At 67.4% G+C, this 21,137-nt stretch carries 20 protein-coding genes; 11 read left to right on the top strand and 9 right to left on the bottom strand.

The features are described 5' to 3' along the window. Positions 1-98 precede the first annotated feature (98 nt). On the bottom strand, positions 99-470 hold the full coding sequence (locus ABN028_RS31085; protein ID WP_349699081.1) for a DUF1622 domain-containing protein: 372 nt from the start codon (positions 468-470) through the stop codon (positions 99-101). A 218-nt stretch (positions 471-688) separates the two neighbouring features. Here ABN028_RS31085 and ABN028_RS31080 point away from each other — a divergent pair, with 218 nt between their 5' ends. Then, positions 689-2,038: a dihydrolipoyl dehydrogenase family protein gene (locus ABN028_RS31080; RefSeq protein ID WP_349331351.1), complete on the top strand. Its 1,350-nt coding sequence runs from the start codon at positions 689-691 to the stop codon at positions 2,036-2,038. 56 nt (positions 2,039-2,094) lie between these two features. Here ABN028_RS31080 and ABN028_RS31075 read toward each other — a convergent pair whose 3' ends face one another. Then, entirely contained in the window at positions 2,095-3,072 is a 978-nt protein-coding gene (locus ABN028_RS31075; protein ID WP_349699080.1) for a phosphotransferase family protein, read from the bottom strand. A gap of 274 nt (positions 3,073-3,346) precedes the next feature. Between ABN028_RS31075 and ABN028_RS31070 the strand changes: the two genes are divergently transcribed. Both ABN028_RS31070 and ABN028_RS31065 read left to right on the top strand, forming a co-directional pair. Beyond that, positions 3,347-3,724, top strand: coding sequence for a PadR family transcriptional regulator (locus ABN028_RS31070; protein WP_349699079.1), 378 nt, complete (start codon positions 3,347-3,349; stop codon positions 3,722-3,724). Then, the gene (locus ABN028_RS31065) at positions 3,721-5,094 is read left to right on the top strand and encodes a permease prefix domain 1-containing protein (RefSeq protein ID WP_349699078.1); all 1,374 of its coding nucleotides are present in this window, start codon (positions 3,721-3,723) and stop codon (positions 5,092-5,094) included. The genes ABN028_RS31070 and ABN028_RS31065 overlap by 4 nt, the downstream gene beginning before the upstream one ends. A 75-nt stretch (positions 5,095-5,169) precedes the next feature. On the opposite strand, the gene ABN028_RS31060 is transcribed toward ABN028_RS31065, so the two are convergent. Then, positions 5,170-5,802 (bottom strand): GNAT family N-acetyltransferase, encoded by a 633-nt coding sequence (locus ABN028_RS31060; protein WP_349699077.1) that lies wholly within the window; start codon positions 5,800-5,802, stop codon positions 5,170-5,172. A 4-nt stretch (positions 5,803-5,806) separates the two neighbouring features. Next, positions 5,807-6,748 carry a GIY-YIG nuclease family protein gene (locus ABN028_RS31055; protein WP_349699076.1) on the bottom strand — a complete coding sequence of 314 codons (942 nt, stop codon included), beginning with the start codon at positions 6,746-6,748 and terminating at the stop codon, positions 5,807-5,809. A 151-nt stretch (positions 6,749-6,899) separates the two neighbouring features. Here ABN028_RS31055 and ABN028_RS31050 point away from each other — a divergent pair, with 151 nt between their 5' ends. From ABN028_RS31050 to ABN028_RS31040, 3 genes are all read left to right on the top strand, one after another. Then, a complete protein-coding gene (locus ABN028_RS31050) occupies positions 6,900-7,862 on the top strand; it encodes a helix-turn-helix transcriptional regulator (protein ID WP_349699075.1) in 963 nt (320 codons plus the stop codon). A 42-nt stretch (positions 7,863-7,904) separates the two neighbouring features. Beyond that, positions 7,905-8,879 carry a dihydrodipicolinate synthase family protein gene (locus ABN028_RS31045; RefSeq protein ID WP_349699074.1) on the top strand — a complete coding sequence of 325 codons (975 nt, stop codon included), beginning with the start codon at positions 7,905-7,907 and terminating at the stop codon, positions 8,877-8,879. A gap of 205 nt (positions 8,880-9,084) precedes the next feature. Further along, entirely contained in the window at positions 9,085-10,530 is a 1,446-nt protein-coding gene (locus ABN028_RS31040; RefSeq protein WP_349699073.1) for a sulfatase family protein, read from the top strand. 16 nt (positions 10,531-10,546) lie between these two features. Here ABN028_RS31040 and qcrB read toward each other — a convergent pair whose 3' ends face one another. Then, positions 10,547-12,070 (bottom strand): cytochrome bc1 complex cytochrome b subunit, encoded by a 1,524-nt coding sequence (qcrB, locus tag ABN028_RS31035; RefSeq protein ID WP_502879228.1) that lies wholly within the window; start codon positions 12,068-12,070, stop codon positions 10,547-10,549. Between the two features lie 273 nt (positions 12,071-12,343). On the opposite strand from qcrB, the gene ABN028_RS31030 reads away from it, so the two are divergent. Then, the gene (locus ABN028_RS31030; RefSeq protein ID WP_349699071.1) at positions 12,344-13,048 is read left to right on the top strand and encodes a class I SAM-dependent methyltransferase; all 705 of its coding nucleotides are present in this window, start codon (positions 12,344-12,346) and stop codon (positions 13,046-13,048) included. 23 nt (positions 13,049-13,071) lie between these two features. On the opposite strand, the gene ABN028_RS31025 is transcribed toward ABN028_RS31030, so the two are convergent. The 3 genes from ABN028_RS31025 to ABN028_RS31015 all read right to left on the bottom strand — a co-directional run bounded on the left by ABN028_RS31025 (position 13,072) and on the right by ABN028_RS31015 (position 18,107). Beyond that, positions 13,072-13,626: a DinB family protein gene (locus ABN028_RS31025; RefSeq protein WP_349699070.1), complete on the bottom strand. Its 555-nt coding sequence runs from the start codon at positions 13,624-13,626 to the stop codon at positions 13,072-13,074. A 145-nt stretch (positions 13,627-13,771) separates the two neighbouring features. After that, positions 13,772-14,293, bottom strand: coding sequence for a hypothetical protein (locus ABN028_RS31020; protein WP_349699069.1), 522 nt, complete (start codon positions 14,291-14,293; stop codon positions 13,772-13,774). Between the two features lie 130 nt (positions 14,294-14,423). Beyond that, the gene (locus tag ABN028_RS31015; RefSeq protein ID WP_349699068.1) at positions 14,424-18,107 is read right to left on the bottom strand and encodes a heparinase II/III domain-containing protein; all 3,684 of its coding nucleotides are present in this window, start codon (positions 18,105-18,107) and stop codon (positions 14,424-14,426) included. A gap of 299 nt (positions 18,108-18,406) precedes the next feature. Between ABN028_RS31015 and ABN028_RS31010 the strand changes: the two genes are divergently transcribed. After that, positions 18,407-19,270: a glycerophosphodiester phosphodiesterase gene (locus ABN028_RS31010; protein ID WP_349331337.1), complete on the top strand. Its 864-nt coding sequence runs from the start codon at positions 18,407-18,409 to the stop codon at positions 19,268-19,270. 64 nt (positions 19,271-19,334) lie between these two features. Here the strand turns inward: ABN028_RS31010 and ABN028_RS31005 are convergent, their stop codons facing one another. Next, positions 19,335-19,607 carry a hypothetical protein gene (locus ABN028_RS31005; protein WP_349699067.1) on the bottom strand — a complete coding sequence of 91 codons (273 nt, stop codon included), beginning with the start codon at positions 19,605-19,607 and terminating at the stop codon, positions 19,335-19,337. Positions 19,608-19,609: 2 nt separating this feature from the next. Here ABN028_RS31005 and ABN028_RS31000 point away from each other — a divergent pair, with 2 nt between their 5' ends. The 3 genes from ABN028_RS31000 to ABN028_RS30990 all read left to right on the top strand — a co-directional run bounded on the left by ABN028_RS31000 (position 19,610) and on the right by ABN028_RS30990 (position 21,137). Next, the gene (locus ABN028_RS31000; protein WP_349699066.1) at positions 19,610-19,816 is read left to right on the top strand and encodes a hypothetical protein; all 207 of its coding nucleotides are present in this window, start codon (positions 19,610-19,612) and stop codon (positions 19,814-19,816) included. Between the two features lie 582 nt (positions 19,817-20,398). Next, a complete protein-coding gene (locus tag ABN028_RS30995; RefSeq protein ID WP_349331335.1) occupies positions 20,399-20,812 on the top strand; it encodes a hypothetical protein in 414 nt (137 codons plus the stop codon). A gap of 4 nt (positions 20,813-20,816) precedes the next feature. Then, on the top strand, positions 20,817-21,137 hold the full coding sequence (locus ABN028_RS30990) for a hypothetical protein (protein WP_349331334.1): 321 nt from the start codon (positions 20,817-20,819) through the stop codon (positions 21,135-21,137).

Raw genomic sequence — 21,137 nt, 5'->3', positions numbered from 1 at the left:
TCTCGCCTTGAACACGACCAAAAGAGATCGATCGGCACTGCACAAACGTCGGTACCCATGCGCGGCCTTCTGCGAACCAGAAAAGGGTTGTGCGTGTGCTATTCGACCTTTGCGGCCGGCGCCACGCCCTCCTCGGCCTTGCGCCACGGCCACCGCCCCGTGACCTCGAGTTCGAGCGAGAAGCTGAGGAACGTACGGATCGCCACGATCAGGGCGAGCACTCCGACGCTGGTGAACGTCGGTTGGACCGCGACGGTCCGGATGATGTCGCCCGCGACGAGAAACTCCAGGCCGAGCAGGATCGACCGCCCGATGCGACGGCGGTAGACGCGGTACGCACCTGCCTCGTGGCGAGCGAGCTGGACGACCGCGAGGACGGTCGAGACGAGCGTTCCCACCACGATCGCGGCGACGCCCACGCAGTCGACGCCTATACCCACCAGCGTCACGACCTGCTGGAACTCCACCATCCCCCCTCTGTCCGCCCCGTCCTCAGCTCGTCCCCAGGATCACTACGTCGGTCCCTGCCGGGACGCCCTCCCCCCTGGGCCAGGCCGGAGCCGGCGAGTCGGCCCGTGCTCGACTTGTACCCGTCCACAGGTGTCGACGATCCGCGGACCAGCCGACGAGCCCGCCCGACAGGAGCCCTTCGAGGTGTGGCTGATGCCCAGAAGGGCATCCCGTAGTCATGAACGAACGGTTCGATGCGATCGTGATCGGAATGGGCCCAGGCGGGGAGACCGTCGCCAACAGGCTGATCGCGGGGGGTAAGCGCGTCGCCGTGGTGGAGAAGCAGCTGATCGGCGGGGAGTGCGCTTATTGGGCGTGCATGCCGTCCAAGACCCTGCTCCGGCCGGTCGAGGCCCGGGCCGAAGCGTCCCGCGTCGCCGGGGTTGGCAAGCCCTCGATGGAATGGGCGAAGGTGCGGGAGTATCGCGACGTCATCGTCCGTCACCTCGACGACAGCGCCCAGGTCGAGGAGTACCGCGCGAATGGTGCGACCGTGATCAAGGGTGAAGGTCGACTGGCTGGGCCCGGCCAGGTCGCGGTGGACGGAGAGGTGCTGACCGCGGAAAACATCATCATCAGTACCGGATCCACACAGGCCTGGCCCGACGTCGAGGGGCTGGACCAGGTACCAGTCTGGACGAACCGGGAAGCCACCAACCTGAAGGAGATCCCCGAACGTTCGTTGCTCATCGGCGGCAGTGCGGTCGGCGTCGAACTCGGCACCTTCCTCCACCGGATGGGCAGCCGGGTCACGATCGTCCAGCGCGGACCGCGCCTGCTCGGCCGCGAGGTCCCGGAGCTGGGTGAGGCCGTCGAGGCCCACCTGACCAAGGAGGGCGTCGACGTCCGTACGAACTGCCAGGTACGCGCGGCCCGCCGAAACGGGTCCGACACCGTGGTCGACCTGGACGACGGCACCAGCGTGCGGGTCGACATGATCGTGCTTGCCTCCGGCCGGACGGTCGCCACCGCCGACCTCGGCCTCGATGCCGTCGGCGTCCGCACCGGCGCACGTGGCGAACTCCAGGTGGACCAGCATTGCCGGGTCGGCGACGGCTTGTGGGCGGTCGGGGACATCACCGGCGTCGCGCTGTTCACCCACACGGCGCTGTACCAGGGTCGCGTCGTTGCCGACAACATCCTCGGCAAGCCCCACCCCGCCAACTACACCGGCATACCGCGGGTCGTCTTCGGCGAACCCGAGATCGCCGCCGTCGGCCTCACGACCGACGCGGCCCGCCAGCAGGGAATCGACGTCGCCACCGCGCAGATCGACCTGGCCGAGTCGATCCCCAGGCCATGGACGTTCGAGACCGAACCGCGCGGCACCCTCGGCCTCATCGCCGACCGGCAACGACGAATCCTGATCGGGGCGTGGGCGTTGTCGCCCCTCGCCGGGGAATGGATCCACACGGCCGTCCTGGCCATCCGCAACCAACTGCCCATCGACGTACTGCTCGACGGGATCGCGCAGTTCCCCAGCTACAACGAGGCCTACTACGAAGCCGCCGCAGCCCTTGGACTGTGAGCGGACAAGTCCTGCACCTCCCGAGGTTTCAGGCGTACACCACGATGAGGGTCGCGTCAGTTGCCGCGGGTGAGGTCGGTGAGCGCTCGCCGTAGTGGTACGACCCCGGATTCGAGGTGTCCTGTCTGGCCACTGGTGAGCAGCCACCGCAGGTAGGCGATTGTCCTCATCATCAGTGCGCGCGAGATGGTTTGACGTAGTGCGGGATCGCGCGCCGCGTCTCCGCTGTGTCCCTCGAGCACCGCGTCGAAGTCGGCCCTTGTGTGGCGCATGGCGACCTCGGCCAGATCATCCTCGGCGGCTCCGGCGCTCCACATTCCCCAGTCGATGAGCGCACACACCCGGTACTCCCGGTCGACAAATATGTGATCGGGCGACAGGTCACCATGACAGAGCACGGGTGCGGGTCGACGGACCGGTTCTTCCAGCGCCTGGTGGAGTAGACCACGAGCGTCCTGGATCTCCGTGTCGGTCAGTCCAGCCTCGCCCAGGTGATCGCAGTCGGCGATCACATTCGTGATGTACCGACGCTGGTCGCTGGCCTCGTCGGGCCAGTCACCAGTGCCGTCGGGCATGCCGCGGCCGCGCATCGAGACGGCGTGCAGCCTGGCCAGGACGCGGCCGAGGTCGCGCATGATGCCGGCCCGCCGACCGGCCGGCATCGACGGCAACAGGCCAGTGAGTTGCCGGCCGCTTGCCGCGGCAACCACCATGGCGTGCCGGTCCCCTTCGTTACCGGCGATCGGCTCCACCGTCAGGACATCGGGGACGGGAACGCCAGCGCGGCGGGCGTGTTCCATGGCCCATGCTTCCCGATAGAGACTGAGCGCGGGTGTGTCTGGACGGCCTATGCGCACAAACACCGTGCCGCCTTCGGCGAGGTCGGCGCGGTAGACCTCATTCTCATCGCCATGGATGAGTCGCTCGATCCCTGCGACCTTCTGCCCGCACATGCGTTGGATCAGCTCGATCACCGCCGGACGTGGGGCGGCGACCTGCGCGTGCAACTGGTCCAGGAATGCGGTTCGATCCATCGCCATTCGCCTCCGTGGCAAAGGTTGATTGGCCAACTCAACGGCCAGGCGACAACGCACTGCGGAACGCACGACGGTACCCCCCGCATGGCTCGCTGGTACACCAGCCCGCCGCTCCCGCCGGCCGAGTGCCGCCTCGATCCCAGTGGCGACTTCACGCAACTCCTCCTGGCTCAGCTCCGGCGATCGACCGTCGATTCGGCCATTGCGCTGGGCTGATACCTGGAACTACTATGCATCGTACTTCTAGGGGTAGGGGCGGGGCGGAGGACTCGTGAGGCTCACCAAAGATCTTGTCGCCGCGTCGGCGACGCCGATGGTGCTCGGCATCCTCGCCGAGGGAGAGAGTTACGGCTACGCCATTCTCAGGCGGATCAACGAGCTGTCCGGTGGCGAGCTGGACTGGACCGAAGGACTGGTCTACCCGTTGCTGCACCGGCTCGAGCGGCTCGGTCATGTGGAGTCGAGCTGGCGGTCTGTCGCCGGGGAGCGGCGGCGCAAGTACTACCGCGTCACCGACAAGGGCATGGCCGAGCTCGCCGAGCAGCGGCGCCAATGGGGCACGGTCGTGGACGCGCTCGATGAGATCTGGATCGGCCGCGGCGATTTTGTCCGGCAGTTGACGGCGATTCCGATGGAGGGCCGGGCATGACAGCGCTAGGCGGTCAGGACGAGCTGGAGGCGCAGTTCGCGCAGTGGCGTGACTACGTACGACGCCGCCCAGAGCTACGGCAGTCCGACGCCGACGAGCTCGAAGACCATCTCCGGGGTTCCGTCGATGAGCTCATCGCCGTAGGCCTCCGCGCCGACGAGGCCTTCCTGGTCGCGGTCAAGCGCATGGGTAGCTTGGACGACCTGTCCCGCGAGTTCGCCCGGGAGCATTCGGAACGCCTGTGGAAACAACTGGTCCTGACCGGCGAAACCGGCGGCGAGGTGGCGAACACCCGGTCGCGGCGTGACCTCCTGGTGATGGTCATCTGCGCGGCGGGCGCGGTGGTGTCCATCAAGGTGCCGGCACTGTTCGGGTTGAACTTCGACGAGGATGGCGCGTTCTACGCACCAAACTTCAGCCTGTTCGCGCTGCCCTGGCTCGCGGGCTTCCTGGCCTGGCGCCGCCAGGTCAGGCCACAGCTGATCGGGGTACTGCTGGCGTTGTTCGCGCTCGGCGCCGTGGCAGCCAACATCTATCCGCTCGCGGAGGACTCCCAGTCGGTGGTCCTGACCGCCATCCATCTCCCCATCGCCCTGTGGCTCGTGGTCGGCCTGGCCTACGTCGCCGACGACTGGCGATCGTCACGCCGACGGATGGACTTCATCCGCTTCACCGGTGAATGCTTTGTCTACTTCGTTCTCATCGCCCTCGGCGGTGGCGTGTTGACCGCGTTCGTTGTCGGTACCTTCCAGGCCATCGGGATCGAACCGGAAACCTTCATCTCCCAATGGCTTCTCCCATGCGGCGTCGTGGCCGCCGTCGTCGTGGCCGGGTGGCTCGTCGAGGCCAAGCAGAGTGTGGTCGAGAACATTGCCCCCGTGCTCACGCGGCTGTTCACTCCGCTCTTCACCGCCGTGCTGGTGGCGTTCCTTGTCGCCCTCGGGTGGACCAGCGCCACCATCGATGTCGAGCGGGAAACGCTGATCCTGTTCGACCTTCTGCTGGTCGTCGTGCTCGGTTTGCTGCTCTACTCGATCTCAGCCCGCGACCCGTTGGCCACACCCGGCCTGTTCGACAAGCTGCAGTTCGCCCTCGTGGTCAGCGCGCTGGCCATCGACGTGCTGGTGCTCCTGGAAATCACCGGACGCATCACCGAGTACGGCGCCACACCCAACAAGGCGGCGGCCCTCGGGGAGAACGTCATCCTGCTTGCCAATCTCGCCTGGTCGGCGTGGCTGGTGCTGGGGTTCGTCCGCCGACGTACCCCGTTCACCGCGCTCGAGCGGTGGCAGACCGGCTATCTCCCGGTCTACGCCGCGTGGGCCTGGATCGTGGTTCTGGTCTTCCCTCCGTTGTTCAGCTACCTCTGATCGACCAGGCCCGCGGGTCAGTAAAGCGCGTCCTGGAGTCGGTTGCGTTCGCTGGCGAGCCGCTCGACACTCGCCTCATGGTTCGGGGTGGAATGACAGCCGCATCACGGCCCGCTTGCCGGTGGCGCGGATGGTGACGAACCCGCGTGCCTCGAACGACTGGCGGCGCCCCATCCAGCTGGCGTTCTCCTCTGCCCGCCGGTCAGTCAAGGCGTGCTGCGCGACGTCGACTTTCGGAAAGGCGTCGACAGCCGTGGCGCCCGAGGCACGGGCGTATTCGATCGCCGCGTCGAGCAGCGCGCTCGACACCCCCATCCCGCGCAGTGCACGATCGACGTAGAAGCAGGTCACGGCAAAGACGCCGCGGTCTCCCGGGCAGGGCCCGTACCAGCGAGATCGCTCGAGGCCGCTGTGGTCCTCACGTGGCGCGACCGCGACCGCGACCCAACCAACCGGGCGACCCTCGGCGTAGGCGATCATCCCCGGGACGCGGCCATCGTCGACGGCGGCCTTGAAGGCTGCCTTGTTCAGCGCACGTACGCCCTGCCGTTCTCGCCAGCACGAGCACCAGCAGGACCCGGGTATCGGCGTGCCGCCGCGCGGGCCCTTGCGCTCGAACAACTCGACGAGGTCGTCCCAGCGATCAGGCGTGACCGGGTGGATCTCCACGCCGGTGTCGTTGCCTCGAGCCGTTCGCCACACGCCCATCGCCCTACTGCTCCCTTCCCGCCGCAGCAGCGCCACGTCCTTCGTCCCGTAGCAGTCGGGCGGCGAGCTCGGCATTGCGTTGCGCGAACGCACGCCAGCGGGCAGGAGTCGCCGCCACCCGGTCACGTGCCGTCCTTTCGGCGGTGGCTCGTTGTGTCCACGTGCACAGTCGGCCAGCGCGCATCGTGAACCGTACGAGAGTGCCGTCCGCCCAGCCGTACACGTCGGTATCGTCCGGCTCGAGTAACGACACCTTCTGCTCGGCGATGATCCAGTCGAACGCGGTGATCTCGTCCTGCAGCTTCGCCGCGAGCTCGAAGCTGAGCTGCTCGGCGGCGCGGTCGCGGCGACGCACCAGCTCCGCCCGCAGCGCCGTCACCGCCGCCGGATCGCGTTCGAGCACGGCGATCGCTGTCTGGGCGAGCGTGTCCCGGTCACTCGGGCCGATGCCGAGCTGGCGAGCGAGCTCGCGTGCCGAACCGTTGGCGGCGGTCGCGTACGACAGGGGCAGCACCCGGTGGAGCGCGGAGATCGCCTGCCGGATCCGCAGGCCGCCGAGGAAGGGGCCGAAGTGCGGTGCGGCCGTCGTCGCGTTGTATGCGAGCCGCAGGCCTGGTCGGGACCGCCCGGAGTCGACGCGGATGTATCCGACGACTCCCAGGCCGCCTTCGGCGCGGTTCCAGCGTGGTTTGGAGTGCTCGAGCAGGTTGCGTTCCAACCAGGCCGCCTCGTGCTCGGAGTCGCACCAGACTGCCTCGACTCGCCCGATGCGCGCCACCATCGTCGCCAGGTGCGGGCGGTCGCCGAGGTTGGTCCAGTACGACTGCACGCGGCGGCGCAGGTAGCGGGCCCGGCCGATGTAGAGCACCTTGCCGGCCCCATCGCGGAAGCGGTAGACCCCCGGCTCCAGGGGAAGCCGACGGGCGACGGCGCGCGGTGACGTCATGCCACCTCCACCTGCGGCCGCTGGAGATCCCGCAGCCGGGTGGTCTCGGCGATGCGCGGCTGCTGCATCCAGATACCGGAGCCGGTCATGCCCGGACAATAGGCTGCTTCGCGGTCAGATCTCGGCCGCGAAGCAGGAGAGAATGACAGCCATGGATCCGGCCGTCCGCCTGCTACGGCTGTTGTCACTGTTGCCGTCCCGACCCTGGTGGCCCGGGCCAGACCTGGCGGCCCGCCTGGACGTCTCGCCCCGCACCCTGCGCCGCGACATGACGCGGCTGCGTGAGCTGGGCTATCCCGTCCAGGCGACCGGCGGTCAGGCAGGCGGTTACACGCTCGGCGCTGGCGGCCGCCTGCCACCGCTGCTGCTCGACGACGAAGAGGCGGTCGCGACCACCGTGGGGCTTCAGCTGGCCGCGGCGAGCGCGGTCGCCGGCATCGAGAACTCTTCCGTCGCAGCTCTGGCGAAGCTCGACCAGGTGTTGCCGCCGCGGCTCCGCGAACGGGTGCGGGCGCTACAGGAGGCGACTGTCCAGCTGCCCGGGCCGGCACTGCCGGCCGTCGATCCCACCGTGCTCACCGCGCTGGCAACGGCGTGCCGACGTACCGAAACGCTCCGGTTCTCCTACACCGACCACGCCGGCCGGATCAGTGCGCGCATTGCGGAGCCGTACCAGATCGTGCAGGCAGGTGAGCGGTGGTACCTGGTTGCCCAAGACCGCGACCGGCAGGCATGGCGGACGTTCCGGATCGACCGAATCACCGGCCCGGCACCGACCGGGGAGCGCTCTCGGATCACCGACCCGCCAGACGCCGCCGCTCTGGTGTTGGAGTCAACCAAGCTCGCCGTCTACCGCTACGAGGCACGGATCCTGCTCGACCTGGCCCACGAGAAGGCGGCGCGTGCGTTCCGCGGCCGCATCGTCGAGCCAGCGCCACACGGGCGGTCCATCCTGCGGGTGGCGGCCGACGACCTCGCCTCACTCGCGTCCTACGCGGCCGGCCTGTCGTACGACTTCGAGGTGCTCGACCCGCCCGAGCTACGCACCGAGGTGCGACGCCGGGCGTTGGAGATGGCCGTCCGGCACGCCGGGTCGGGCCCCACCGACAAGTAGCATGTGCCGCCACCGGCGGCGGGTCCTGGATGGAGGAGAGACATGTCTGAAGCTTCCGCGCAGCGACGCCCGGTGGCGCGCCCCAGGATGGACGGCGTGGTCGCTGTCCTCGTGACGCCCTACCTCGACGGGACGCGCGCGGTGGACGAGCCCGCCGTACGTCTCCTCACCCGTCGGCTCGAGGTGGCTGGTATTCGCACGCTCACCGCCCTGGGTAACACCGCCGAGGTTCACCAGCTGACGTCGGACGAGCGGATGAGCGTACTGCGGGCCGTCGCGGCGGACCGGCAGGAAGCGACCTTGATCGCCGGACTTGCCGGCAGCCTGGGTGGCGCGCTCGATGACGCCGCCCGCGCCCGCGATCTCGGATACGACGCCGTCATGATCCACGAACCAGCCGAGCCGTTCGGTGACGGCGGTGGTGTCGCTCGCTACTTCCAGCAGATCTGTGAGCGCGTCGCGCTGCCGGTCGTGTTGTACGTACGCTCGACGAGACTCAGCCGGGAGGCCTTGACGGAACTTGCGTCGAGCCCGTCGGTCATCGCGGTGAAGTACGCACGACCGGACCTGACCACCTTGGCGGAAATGCTCGACGATGGTGCGGCTCAGCACTGCGCGTGGATCAACGGCTCGGCGGAGGGACGGGTGCCGGCGTTCGCCGAGCTCGGCGTCACCGCCTTCACCTCCGGCATCGCCAACGTGCGACCTGATGTCGCCTTGGCCGTGCACGCCGCGGTGGCTGGCGGTGACCAGGTTCGGCTTCGCCGGTTGATCGACCTCGTCGCCCCGGTCGAGGCCCTTCGCACCGAGGAGCAGGGACGCTTCAACGTCGACGTTCTCAAGGAGATGCTGCGAGCGGAGGGAATCGAGGCCGGTGACGTCCGTCCTCCCCACTCGCCGTTGACCCCCGCGGCCAGGGAAATCCTTCGTTCCGCTGTGGCGACGTGGCCTACGGAGGCGGATCTTCCTGCGTGGCTCGCCGGCGACGCGGCGACGTTCTCACAAGTGGTGACTTGATTTTCCACTTGTGAGAACGTCGGTAGTGCCCGTTCGGGCACACCCGCGGCCGGCGACCGGACCATCGCCATCACCTGGCAACTCGACCACCCCATGCCCACCGACACCTACACCCACGCCGCTGTCGTGGCCGGCTAGTGTCAGTGCCAAGGCTGGAAGCGCGCACCGACAAGCCTTGGTCCACATCAGGAGAGGTGATCGCCGCGTGTCCGACCGTCCGAACATCGTGTTGATCGTGGGTGAAGACATCGGTCGGATCGCTGGCTGCTACGGCGCCGACTACGTGCACACACCCCACCTCGACGGGCTGGCCGCACGCGGGTGTCGCTACGACGAGGCCTACTCCACCTACCCCGTCTGCGCTCCGTCGCGGTCGACGATGGTGACCGGTCAGTACCCGATGAAGATCGGCACGCACCACATGCGGTCCACCCTGGCGGACCCGCCGCGGCTGTTCACCCACGAGCTACGCGACGCGGGCTACTACGTGAGCTGGCCGACCAAGCTCGACTTCAACCTCGAACCGACGAGCGGCTGGCGCGATGACGATCAGCCGTGGATCGACAGGCTGCGGGCGGGCGCGATGCCGGACCAGCCCTGGCTCGCCTACCTCAACATCGCGATCACGCACGAGTCGTCCATGTGGCCGGACGAGGGTGAGTACCCGGGCCGGGACCACCTGGAGCACTGGAACCACGAGAAGCCACGCCCGGCACGCATCACCGACCCGGCCGCCGTGCCGGTGCCGCCGTACCTCCCCGACACACCGGTCGTGCGCGGCGACATCGCACGGCATGCTGACAACATCGCGGAGCTCGACCGGCAGGTCGGCGAGATCCTCGACGCGCTTGACACCTCCGGCGTTGCGGACAACACAGTCGTGGTGTTCCTGTCCGACCACGGGCGCGGCCTGCCGCGGGAGAAGCGCTGGCCCTACAGCGCAGGGATCCACATGCCGCTGCTGATCAGCTGGCCCGGCGTCCTCGAGCCCGGCAGCAGCAGCGATCGGCTGGTGTCCTGGGTCGACGTCGCGCCCACCTTCCTGTCGATCGCGGGCGCGCCCATCCCGGCCGACTACGACGGTCAGGCGTTCCTCGGTGCCGCCGAAGCACCACCGCGCGACTACGTGTTCGCCGCACGCGACCGGATGGACGAGGCGTTCGACCGGGTCCGCGTCATCCGTGATCGACAGTTCCACTACGTACGCAACTTCTACCCGCAGATCCCGTACTGCCAGCGCAACCAGTACATGGAGAACATGCCGACGATGCAGGAGCTTCGCCGGCTCAATGCCGCCGGGTCCCTGAGCGGCACCGCAGCGGTCTTCATGCCGCCGGGCAAGCCCGCCGAGGAACTGTACGACCTGCGCACGGATCCCGAGTGCGTGCACAACCTGGCCGACGATTCCCACCACACTGATGTCCGCGACCGCATGGCCGCAGAGTTGGACCGCTTCCTCGCCGAGATCGATGACCTTGGCGCCTACCCGGAGCGGGAGCTGGTGGCCAAGGGCGTTGTCACCGACCGGATCGAGGAGTTTCGCGCCCGGCTCGCGCCACTGCCCCCAGCGCAGCAGCGCGGCTACCCCCTGGCGGTCTTCGATCCGGCCGACCTACCCGGCGCCGAACCTGGCGATGTGACCACCCGATAGACGCCCGCCGGACCTCTCAGCGCGTAGAGGTCATATCGTGCCGATCACGGCCCATTTCTGCCTTGGCGAGCGGGGCAATCCGATCCCGATAGAAGAGCTGCGACAGACGCACCTGCAGCCGCTGCGGCAACCTTGTCTGCCCATGCACGTCGCGTTGGAGGGGGACCGGCGGGTGGTCCTCGTAGTCAGCCAGACGCTGGCGCTCGGCCGCGTCGACGGCCAGGTGCACCTCGGCGTACCCGCCGCTTCGCGTCCGGACGAGCTGTCCGGTCTCACGCCCGTGAAGCACGATCGCCCGGTCCCTTCGCTGCAGGCCGATGCAGATCCGCCTGGCGATGTCGAACCCCGCCACCGGGCCGATAACGAGCAGCACCTGCAGGGCATGCATGAACCCCTCGACGGAGATGCCGAACACGACGGCGATGGTGTTGGAGCCTGCGGCCGCCCACAGCACGCCGTAGAAGACGATGCCGGCCACACCGATACCGGTACGTGTGGGGTTGTTGCGCGGGCGTTCGAGCAGGTGATGGTCCTCGCTGTCTCCGGTCACCCATTGCTCGAGGTACGGATAGGCCGCCACGATCGCGAAGAACAGCGTGCAGACAAGCACCGGAAGCAGGACGGCAACGGACCAGGTCCGGCCCATCCAGACGAACTCCCACCCGGGCGCGAGGCGGAGCGCGCCGTCGAGGAAGGCCAGGGACCAGTTCGGGCTCGATCCGGCCGTGGCACTTGCCGGGTCCGCGGGGCCGTACTGCCAGATCGGATTGACGGTGAGCGTCGCGGCCATCAGCACGATCACACCGCTCATGATGAGGAACAGGCCCGCGCTCTTGGCCACGAACGCCCGGAGGTTCGTGCCAATTGGGTTGTCTTTCGTTCGCTCCCGTCCAGCGTATTCCGCGGGCTTGTGGCGGAGTCCGACGATTGCCTTTGCCACGAACGCGATCGCCAGCGCCGCGGGCAGAACCACCACGTGCACGGGGTAGAAGAGCGCGTTGACGTCGCCGGGGAACGCGCCGCCGAACAGCAACGCCGACAGCCACGTACCGACGACGGGCGTTGCCGTGAGCACGCCGTCGAGGACAGCCATGCTGGTGCCGGACAGCAGGTCGTCAGGCAGGGCCAGGCCTGTCATGCCAGCGGCCATCGTCACGACAAGGAGCGTGACGACGATCAGCCAGCTCCGACGCCTGGGCCCCCGGAACGCGCCGGCGAAGAACAACCACAGCAGATGCAGGACGATCGCGGCCGTCATCACCAGTGAGCTCCACAGATGTACCTGACGCACCAACAGACCGCCGCGGACTTCGAACGAGATGTCCAACGTGGACGCGAATGCCCGCGACATGTCCACACCGGTGAGCGGTCCGTACGACCCGGCGTACGTCACCCGCTCCATCGACGGATCGTAGAAGAACGTCAATACGACGCCACTGATCGCGACGACGACAAAGCTGAAGACACTGATCTGCCCAAGCAGGACAGACCAGTGATCCGGGAATACCTTCGCCCGCATTGTGGCGAGAAACCCCGCCATGCGAGATCTAGGCCAGATGTCCTGGAATTGGCGCACCGGTGGCCTCCCATCGTGAGCAACGTCGTCATCCCTAGGACGAGATTCGCGGCCCGAACGTGACAGCCGATCGGCGCACCTGAGGGAGATCCACCTCACATCCCGCCTGGTACGTCCTCACGCACGACGCCTGCGGACGTAAGCATCGACCAGGCGGGAAGACTCGGGTGCCGGTGCCGGGATTGTCGCTGCCGGTGCCGGGATTGTCGGTGCATTGATCGGCTCTAGCATGAGCCGATGACGACGACCTGGGACGAGGCGTTCGCGAACCGCTACGAGGAATGGTCGGCTCGCATGACGGCTGATGTCGCCTTCTACGTTGACCTTGCCCGCGAAGCGGACGGGCCTCTGGTCGAGCTTGCGATCGGGAACGGCCGGGTCGCGATCCCGGTCGCGCAGGCGACTGGGCGACGAGTTGTCGGCCTCGACTCCTCGCCGGCGATGCTCGAGGAAGCCCGTACCCGTGCAGCCGAGTCCGGCGTGGACCTCGACCTGCGCAAGGGCGACATGCGCGACCTCGCCCTCGACGAGCCGGCGGCGCTGATCTACTGCCCGTTCCGCGCGCTCCTGCATCTGCCGACCTGGGCCGACCGCCGCCGCACCTTCGAGCGCGTCGCCGCGTCGCTACGGCCGGACGGCCGGTTCGCCTGGAACGCCTTTGCCTGCGACCACCGGATCGCCGCACGTCTCGACGGCGTGCACCAGCAGGAGCCCGTACCCCACACGATCCGATACTCGGTCGGCGACAACCGGATCGACACGGTCCTCGCCGATGGCGCGACGAGTTCCCTGTGGTGGGCAACGAAGAACGAGTGGCTCGGTCTGCTCGACGTCGCCGGTCTCGAGGTGGAGGCGCTCTACGGCGGCTTCGCCCACGAGCCATTCGCCGATGACAGCCGAGAGTACGTGTTCGTCGCCCGCCTCCGGGGCGACCTTCCCTAGAAGGGACGGCTGGATCTGGTGCGTCACTCGCGGCATTCAGCCGGCGCGTCCTCGCCGACGAGCCCGTCCACGGACTCGCGGATGAGGTCGGCATGTCCGGTATGCCGGGCGTACTCCTCGATGAGATCCGCCAGAATCCGCCGCAGGTTGAGCGTCGCGCCCCAGTGCGTGGGCTTGGTGGCGAGCGTGCCGAGCCCGCCACCTGCGAGCGCCTCGGCGACGGCCGCGCGCGACCGGGCGATGGCGCCGCGCCACAGTGCCATCAACTCCTCGGGGGTGTCATCGGAAGCCGTGCGCCACTCCCAGTCATCGCCGCCGTAGGCGTGCCAGACGTCGGGCATCTCTCGGCCGGCGAGCATCGCCGTGAAGTAGTGGTCCTCGATGAGCGCCATGTGCTTGACCAGGCCACCCAGCGTCATCGTCGACTGGCTCAGGCGCGCGGTCATGCCTGCGGCGTCGAGCCCGCCACACTTCCAGGCGAAGGTCCGGCGGTTCCGGTCCAGAGTGCTCACCAGCGTCTCGGCCTCATCGCCGGCGGGGGCGAACGCCACGGGCTCGTTCGGGTCGATCTCGCTCATGCGCCGACCCTACGATGCTTTCCGGACGTTCTGCTTCCGGATTGGTGCCGGCGGTGGCGAGAGGCTAAGCAGTCCCCACCGCGGGCGCCGTTGTGCCTCGTGATCGCGGTTTGTCAGCCGAAATATGAGGGTCCGCAGTCAGCTCTCATTGCGAGTGGAACTTTTCCCGCAGGGACTTCATGAGAGAAACGTCCGACACGTGGACAGCAGTCGGGTTCTGTCCGTTTGCTGTGGCCACCACGCTCACCTGCTCACCTTCCCTGATCGAACCGATGCCTTCCCGACCCGAGTTGACCAGGGTGTCCTCGCCGACGAGGTAGCTGTCGCGGAAGCCGTCTGCGCTTCGCAAGGTGATCTCGGAAGAGCTCACCTCTTGGACCGATCCTCGCTGGATCACCATGGTCTGGTACCCACCACCAGCCTTCGGAAGTACGAACTCACCGTGCAACATCCGACCGAACATGCCGTGCATGTCATGCATGTCTTGCATGTCGCGGCCCGCGAGAAGTTCGGGGCTTCTCGGGGCACTCTGTGCCGTCAGAGTGGTCTGGGCGTTCGTACCCGCCGCAGCCGAGTTGTCCGCAGGGGCAGCGCCGCCGACCGCGAGTGCCACGACCGCGACACCGGACCCGACGAGACCGCCGAGAGTCAACCTGTTGAATCTCATGGCGCACTCCTTCCTGTCGCAGGAGTCTCCAACCCACTCTTCCCCATGCCAACCTGATCTCGGACGCGGGTGTTGTTAGCCATGGGCGTTGTCATCCGGCAATGCCTTCTTGTCGGCAGTCCAGCGAAGATCACCGCTCCCATTGCCGGGTGAGGGGAATGTCGACCTTCGATCCGGCCGCCACGTCGTACTGGTAGCCCTTGCTGAAGTCGTCCGGGTCGACGTAGCCGCGCACCGTGGTGATGTCGCCGATGTCGAGCACCACTGTGGTGTCGTCGATGAAGCGTGCGCTGTGGATGCGGTAGACGGCGTTGCGCCCGCTGCTGCCCTCGCCGGTCGCTCTGGGGTTGATGAGGAAACTCGGCGAGTTCGACTCCGGCCGCCAGGCGGGTGACTCCGGATCTTCGAAGTCTGCGTTCTCGATGGTCGTTCCCGAGATGGCGACGTCGTCGAACATCGCGGTGACGCCGAAGTTGCCAACGCCCTTCTTGCTGATCAAACGCAGTGTCAGCACTGCGGTGGTCTTGCCGGCCAACTGTCCGGTGACGTCGGCGGTCACCTCCCGCCACTGGGTCGCACCGGCAACGTCCTGCTCGACAGCGACCTCACCGTCGATCAGCACCTGGATGAAGTGATAGCCGGCGGTAGCTCCCGTGAAGTCGTCGTTCACCTTCAGCGCCAGCTGGTGTGAGGCCGCCTGCTGGACAGTGATCTGCTGACTCAACGCCCCGTACTCGCCTGCCTTGGAAGGTGTGCTCCACGGGAACGCGATTCTCGCGTGTGTGGACCGGGGGACGTGGACATAGGCGTAGCTGCCGTCGAGCTTGGTCTTGTCCGCCAGCTCGCTGTCGAGCTTCACGACGAGCTCGTTGTCGACCGACAGGTCGCGGGTGAAGTCCTGCAAAGTGCCGGTTGCGGCGGCTGGTCCCTGCATCTTCGGTAGTGAGCCGAGGAAGCTCGCTCCGTGGGTCCAGGCGTACACCGGCTCACCGCCGTGCATGGAGTAGACACCGAACGAGCCACGGAACGTGAACGCCTTGCCGTTGCCGACCTCGACGCTCAGCATCACGTCGGCCCTGGTGGCGTTGACGATGTAGTCGACCCGTCCGTTGGTCAGTTCCACCCGCACCGCGGCCACCTCGTGCGGAGCGATCGTGCCATCCAGTGCCCGTACCGCCACAGTGGACACCGACCGCACCACCCGCCGGTCGACGTAGGGCTCGATCAGCGAGACGAACTGGCTCGCCAGGCTGGTGCCGTGGCGGTGGGCGATGAGGTATCGAAGCTTCGCCGGGTTGCCCGGCTTGTTGCGTGGCGGGGTGCCGTCGCAGATCGCCACGTCGTCCACATCGGACAGCATGGTGAGCCGGAGGTGGAGGTTCGGGTCGGGGTTGTGCACCCCCCAGGTGTCCGTGATCTTCCAGTCCACACTGAACGGTCCGGTCGGGTCGGTGTCGCGGGAAACGTTGTCCAGCCAGTCGAAGCCACTCGCACCCTTGCGGTATGGCGCGTCGTCCGGTGGCATCGGCACGTCCGGGCCGGCGTAGGTGCCGATTGGTTGTTCGACCAGCGTGAGCCCGTCGGCCGTCGCGGGGCCCTCCGCGGCGTGGAACGAGAAGTGGTGGTCCGTGCCGCCGACGACGCGGAAGACATCCAGGGCATAGAAGTTCTCGTCGTCGACCTTCACCATCGCCGTGAGGCGGCGGTAGGTGCTGGTCTGGACGTACGCATGGGGTGCCGACGTGTCGCACACCTGCACCCGGTCACCGACCGCGAACCCTTGCGGCGTACCGACCCATTGGCCTGCCTGCGGTTTCTTGTCGACCACCACTGTGTTGTGGGCGACGGTGTTCTGGTTCCACTCCTGGGTGCGGATGCTGGTGTCGGCGAACTCCGGATATCCGAGGTCCGGCAACAGGTCCACGCCGAAGCCGTGCATTCCGAGGTTGAGTGCGTCGAGGTCGCCGTGCCCGGTGGTGCGGCCGTAGTAGACCCAGATGTCGCGCGCTTTGCTGCCGGATCCGTCCCGGAGCATCGCGAGGCCGTACCCGGTGAGGTTCTCACTGGGTGGCTGCCACATCCCGTGCTCGGCGATGACGTCCCGGATCCGTTGCTGGGTACCAGGAACGTCCGGGCTGAACAGGTCACCGTAGAGGTGGTCGGCGCTGTTGCCGCCCATCAGGTAGGCCATCTGGGCATACTCGGGGAGGCCGAGTTTCTCGAAGAAATAGAAGAACTCGTTCGCGGAGCCGAACAACCCGGGCATGCCGGTGGCACCGGTGTCACCGATCTGCGGCACGTACGCGCCCAGCATCACCAGCGGGTGCATGCCCTGGAACATCTTCCGGAACTTCGGGTGCTGGTACAGGTCGGCCGCTGGGTAACCGGAGTATCCGGACAGGAGGTCGGCGATGCCACGGATGTGGCCGATCCACAGCCGGTTGTATCCCGGCGAAGCCTCATTGCCCATGCCGTCGCGGTCCACGACGTCTACGAGCGTGCGGTACACGTCGCCGCCTGTCACTCGATAGTCGGGTGCGGGCGTCACGCCACCAGTCTTGAAGACGAAGTCGATCCACTCCTTCGTCTCGGCCGGGGCGTCCAGCACCACACCGGCGAGCGTGGTCGACCGCTGGTGCATGCCGAAGTTGCCACGGATCTTCCCGACTTGCACGCTCGGGTACACCTGCCGCAGGATGCCGTTCTCGATGTTCACCCGGATCGCGGCCGGCGTGTCCTTCGCGGAGAGTCCGTACTGGCGGGCCTTCTCGGACAGGAACGGCACCACGTTCGCTTCGTCGGTGTCAGCGATCGCGGGGAAGAAAGCGTCGTACGCATCGCAGATCCGCTGCGACAGGCCGGTCTCCCAGATACAGCCGACGACCTTCCCCTTGCCACTCAAGCCATCGGAGTGGAAGTAGCCTTCCGATCGCTTGTACGGAGCGGTGTCCATCGACGGGTACACGTCGGCGATCCGGTCGAGCAGGACCAGCCCCGCGTGGGCGTACGTCGGGTCGCCGGTCGTGATGTACGCATCGCGGAGCGCGGGCAGGCCGTTGAAGATGGACGCTGCTTCGGCGTAGAGCGCGGTCGCGCTGTACCAGACCAACCAGTGGTTGTAGTAGGGGATGAACGTCCACTTGGCGCCGTTGTCGTCGATCCAGCCGAACCCGTCGTCGACTCCCCATGTCGGGCCCTTCTCCGGGTACAGCTCGTTGACCAGCAGGCTTCGGTCAGCACGCGCGCGGTCGAAGGTGCCGTGCTCGTCGAGGCCGCTTGCATAGAACTTGCCGAAGTCGTTGGTCGGGTAGATCCGCGGCTGCCCGGAGCCTTCCGGCACCGATGGATCGATCAGCTTCCACGGCTGGTCGAGCGGGTCCGCAAGCCACGGGTAGTTGCCGAACCGGTAGATGTCCTTGCCGGTGATGGGCGAGCCGAGGTCCTGGTTCACCGCATAGCTGCGCGGCACACCCTGCCCGCTGACCAGCCGCCAGAGCCACTCATCGCCCTTGGCGACAAGGGAATCGGCCTTCGCGACCGCGGCGTCGCGGGCCGCCTTCGCCCATTCGTACTGCTCGACGTTGCGGCGGGCAGCCGCCACCTTCTCGGTGGTGTAGACCGTCGCCTGGGTCTTGGTCGGTACGTCAGCGAGCGTGGGCGTCAACTCCGCTGCGGCGGCAGGACCGGGGCGGAGTGGCGGCAGCAGCGCCGCTGATCCGAGGAGCATGCCGTAGCGCAGCACATCGCGGCGGCTGGCATGGAAGCCGGCTGCTGGTGGTTGTCGTGTTGGCCAAGGTGGGAGGAGGTCATTCATGGACACCTCAGTTCTGACCTGAGTTTCGACTTGCCCGGCAGGGTGTTTCACGCAGCCACTTCGTGCATGAACATAGGTGTGACGAGAGTTCCGGTCAAGACCTAAACTGGTCAGCTCGCGGCCCCGGTCGAAAGCAACCGATGACCCGAGATGAACGACCAGACCACAAGGCGTGCCACTACCGGCCAAGCGAGGGACGCCAGGTTGGGCAGACTGTTACCGGCCGTTCGCTTTCGCACGTCAGTGTCAGTGACCGTTCGGTCGGCCACCCGGGGCCGTCCGTCATCGGGAGGGGAACCATGCCTCGCACCGCGCGCCTCCGCGCCGCCGCACTCGCCACATTCGTGGCCCTGCTGGCCGCACTCGGCCTCGCCGCCCCCGTCGTCGCCGACACCGAGCGGCCAGTCGACGTCATCGCCCATCGGGGGTCGTCCGGCGTTGCCCCGGAGAACACGCTCGCCGCCGTCCGGTTGGCCATCGCGCAGAAGTCGGACGTGATCGAGAACGACATCCAACGCACCCAGGACGGTGCGTTGGTGATCATGCATGACACGACGCTGACTCGCACCACCGACGTCGAGCAGGTCTTCCCCGACCGTGCTCCCTGGAACGTCCGCGACTTCACCCTCGCGGAGATCAAGCAACTCGACGCCGGTTCGTGGTTCGCACCGGAGTTCGCCGGCGAGCAGGTGCCCACGCTTGCCGAATGGGTCAACGCCGTTGGTCAGCAGGCCGGAATGCTGCTCGAGCCGAAGTCACCTGAGCTCTACCCCGGCATCGATACCGACCTGGACAAAGAGCTGCGGTCGCTTCCGGCGTTCAACCGCGCCCTCAAGGCCGACCGCGTGGTCGTCCAGTGCTTCAACCACTCGTGGCTGCGCACCTACAAGGACCTGGCTCCCGACGTGCCGGTCGGGCTGCTGTACGGCAACAAGCCGACCGAGACCGACATCGCTTCCGCGGCGACGTGGGCGCAGCAGGTCAACCCAGCGCTGGGGGCGATCGACCTGACCACCGTCGAGCAGGTTCACGCACACGGCATGGAGATCCACGTCTGGACCGTCAACGCCGGGCAGGACATGCGCCGGGCGATCAACTGGCAGGTGGACGGCATCATCACCAACTACCCCCAGGTCCTACGCGACGTCCTCCGCCGCGGCTGAGTCAGGCCGGGGCATGGGGACCTGCCCACACTGTGTCCTGGTCCCGCCGCCGACGGCCATCCGCTCACGAGACGGCGTGCAGTGCGTCGGTAAGTGCCGCCGGCACAAGTGCGCAGAGCTTCTTCCGGGGTACGACCACCTTGCCGACGTCTGCGGTGTAGGGCTGGCCGAGCACCACGTACACCTGCTGGTGCTCGGCGACGTCCAGCAGCCCGTAGCACGCCCCGGGGTTGTTACTGCGGGCGACGACGGCGCGGAACCCCTCGATGCTGAGCCGCCGAACGATCCGATCCTCGATGCCCACCGCAGCGTCGAGAAAAGGAGTCCAGACTCTCATTGGTGACCGCGGTGACACTCAAGGTGATGCCGTCGTCATCGACGATCCCCGTGGCCGTGTACCTGGATTTGCCCAGGCGGAAGCAGTCCGTGTTCCCCGGGAACTGCAGCGACGGCGAGTCCTCGATCTTCCCGGCAGTCGAACCGAGCCGGCTCGGTGGGATGGCCCGGCGGATCCGGCAGGAGTCCGCCCGGGTCAGCGAGATGTGACGCGGCCAGGTGCGGGTGGGAGTCGGTGTGGCGGTCGGCGTCGGACTCACGGAGGCCGACGAACCCGCCGACCCCCCTTGCGCGCCGACTTGCACGCCGGTCGAGCCTCCGTGCCCGGCGTCGTCCGTCCCGACAGCCGCGCAGCCGACGAGAGCGAGCGCAAGGACCGCGAGTGCGCCGGCGGCGCGCGCTACAACGGTCAAGCGGGAAGTTGCCGGCACGGCGCTGGTGGAAGCCATGCCTCGGGACACTAGGCAGGCTTGATCACAGATCGCTGTCATCTGGCTGGTGCAACGACCGCGCGACGATGCCGCCCACCAACGCGCCCGGAACTGCCGGTGCAACGGACGACGGACGGGTAGGGCGACAGAGGGGTCGCGCACCAAGAGAAGTGCGCGATGACCTGCGCCGCCGGGCGGCTTATCATCCTCACGCCGACCTGGCCGCGGCCTGCGGCTGGCTCCGCGTCCCATCCTCCGTCAGTCCAGCTTGCATCCTGGCCTGTGGATAACTTCTGCACGGTCTGGGTTGAAGGTGGCAGCATCGCCAGTCGACCGAGTTCTCTCGTCCACGGGGAGCCTGATGACCGAGAACCTGTCGTCGACCGCGATCGACGGACTTCTCTCGCAGACGCGACGCGCGTTCGAGGATGCGCGAACACCTGGCGCCGAGAGCGCCGAGATCCTGTCCGGTGAGGGCACCGTGCTCGACGGCCGCGTACGCGCAGTGGCCGTCTCACCTGGACGGATCGACCGCTTCGAGATGGATCCGCGCGTGATGCGCGACGGCTCCGAGGCGGTGTGCGAGGCGATGGCTGCCGCGGCCAACGCGGCTTTGAACGACCTGCGCAGCAAGGCCGCCGAGCAGTCGTCCGGGTTCGACGTACAGCGGGCTCAGAGTGACATCGAGCAGCTACAGGCCGAGTCGTTGGAGACCGCGCGCACGTTGTTCGGCGCGGTCCACGAGGCCATGGCACGGCTGGACCGGAACCGGTAGCAGGATGGTGAAGCAGGTTGATCCGGACAAGATCCGAAGCTCCGCCAAGGACCTGGAGAAGACCGCCAACCGGCTGGACGACGAGTTCGACGCGTTCCTCAACGATATGTACGGCGTCGGGCCAGCAGCCGGTGAGGCGGAGATGGTCGGCCAGGTCGTGGGCTCTGGTCTGGACGAGGCGGAGGTCGTCCTGATCGAAGGGATCGAGTCGGTCGTCGATGGCATCCACTGGTTCGCCGAGGCCCTCGAGGTGATGGCGGAAAACTACGAAGACGCCGAGAAGAGAAACGTGCAGCACGTCGACGACGCTTGGCCGGGAGACTGA

This window comes from Actinopolymorpha sp. B17G11, assembly GCF_040196095.1.
GTDB lineage: Bacteria > Actinomycetota > Actinomycetes > Propionibacteriales > Actinopolymorphaceae > Thermasporomyces.
Note: the sequence above shows the minus strand (reverse complement) of the source record. Positions and strands in the feature narration are given on the sequence as shown.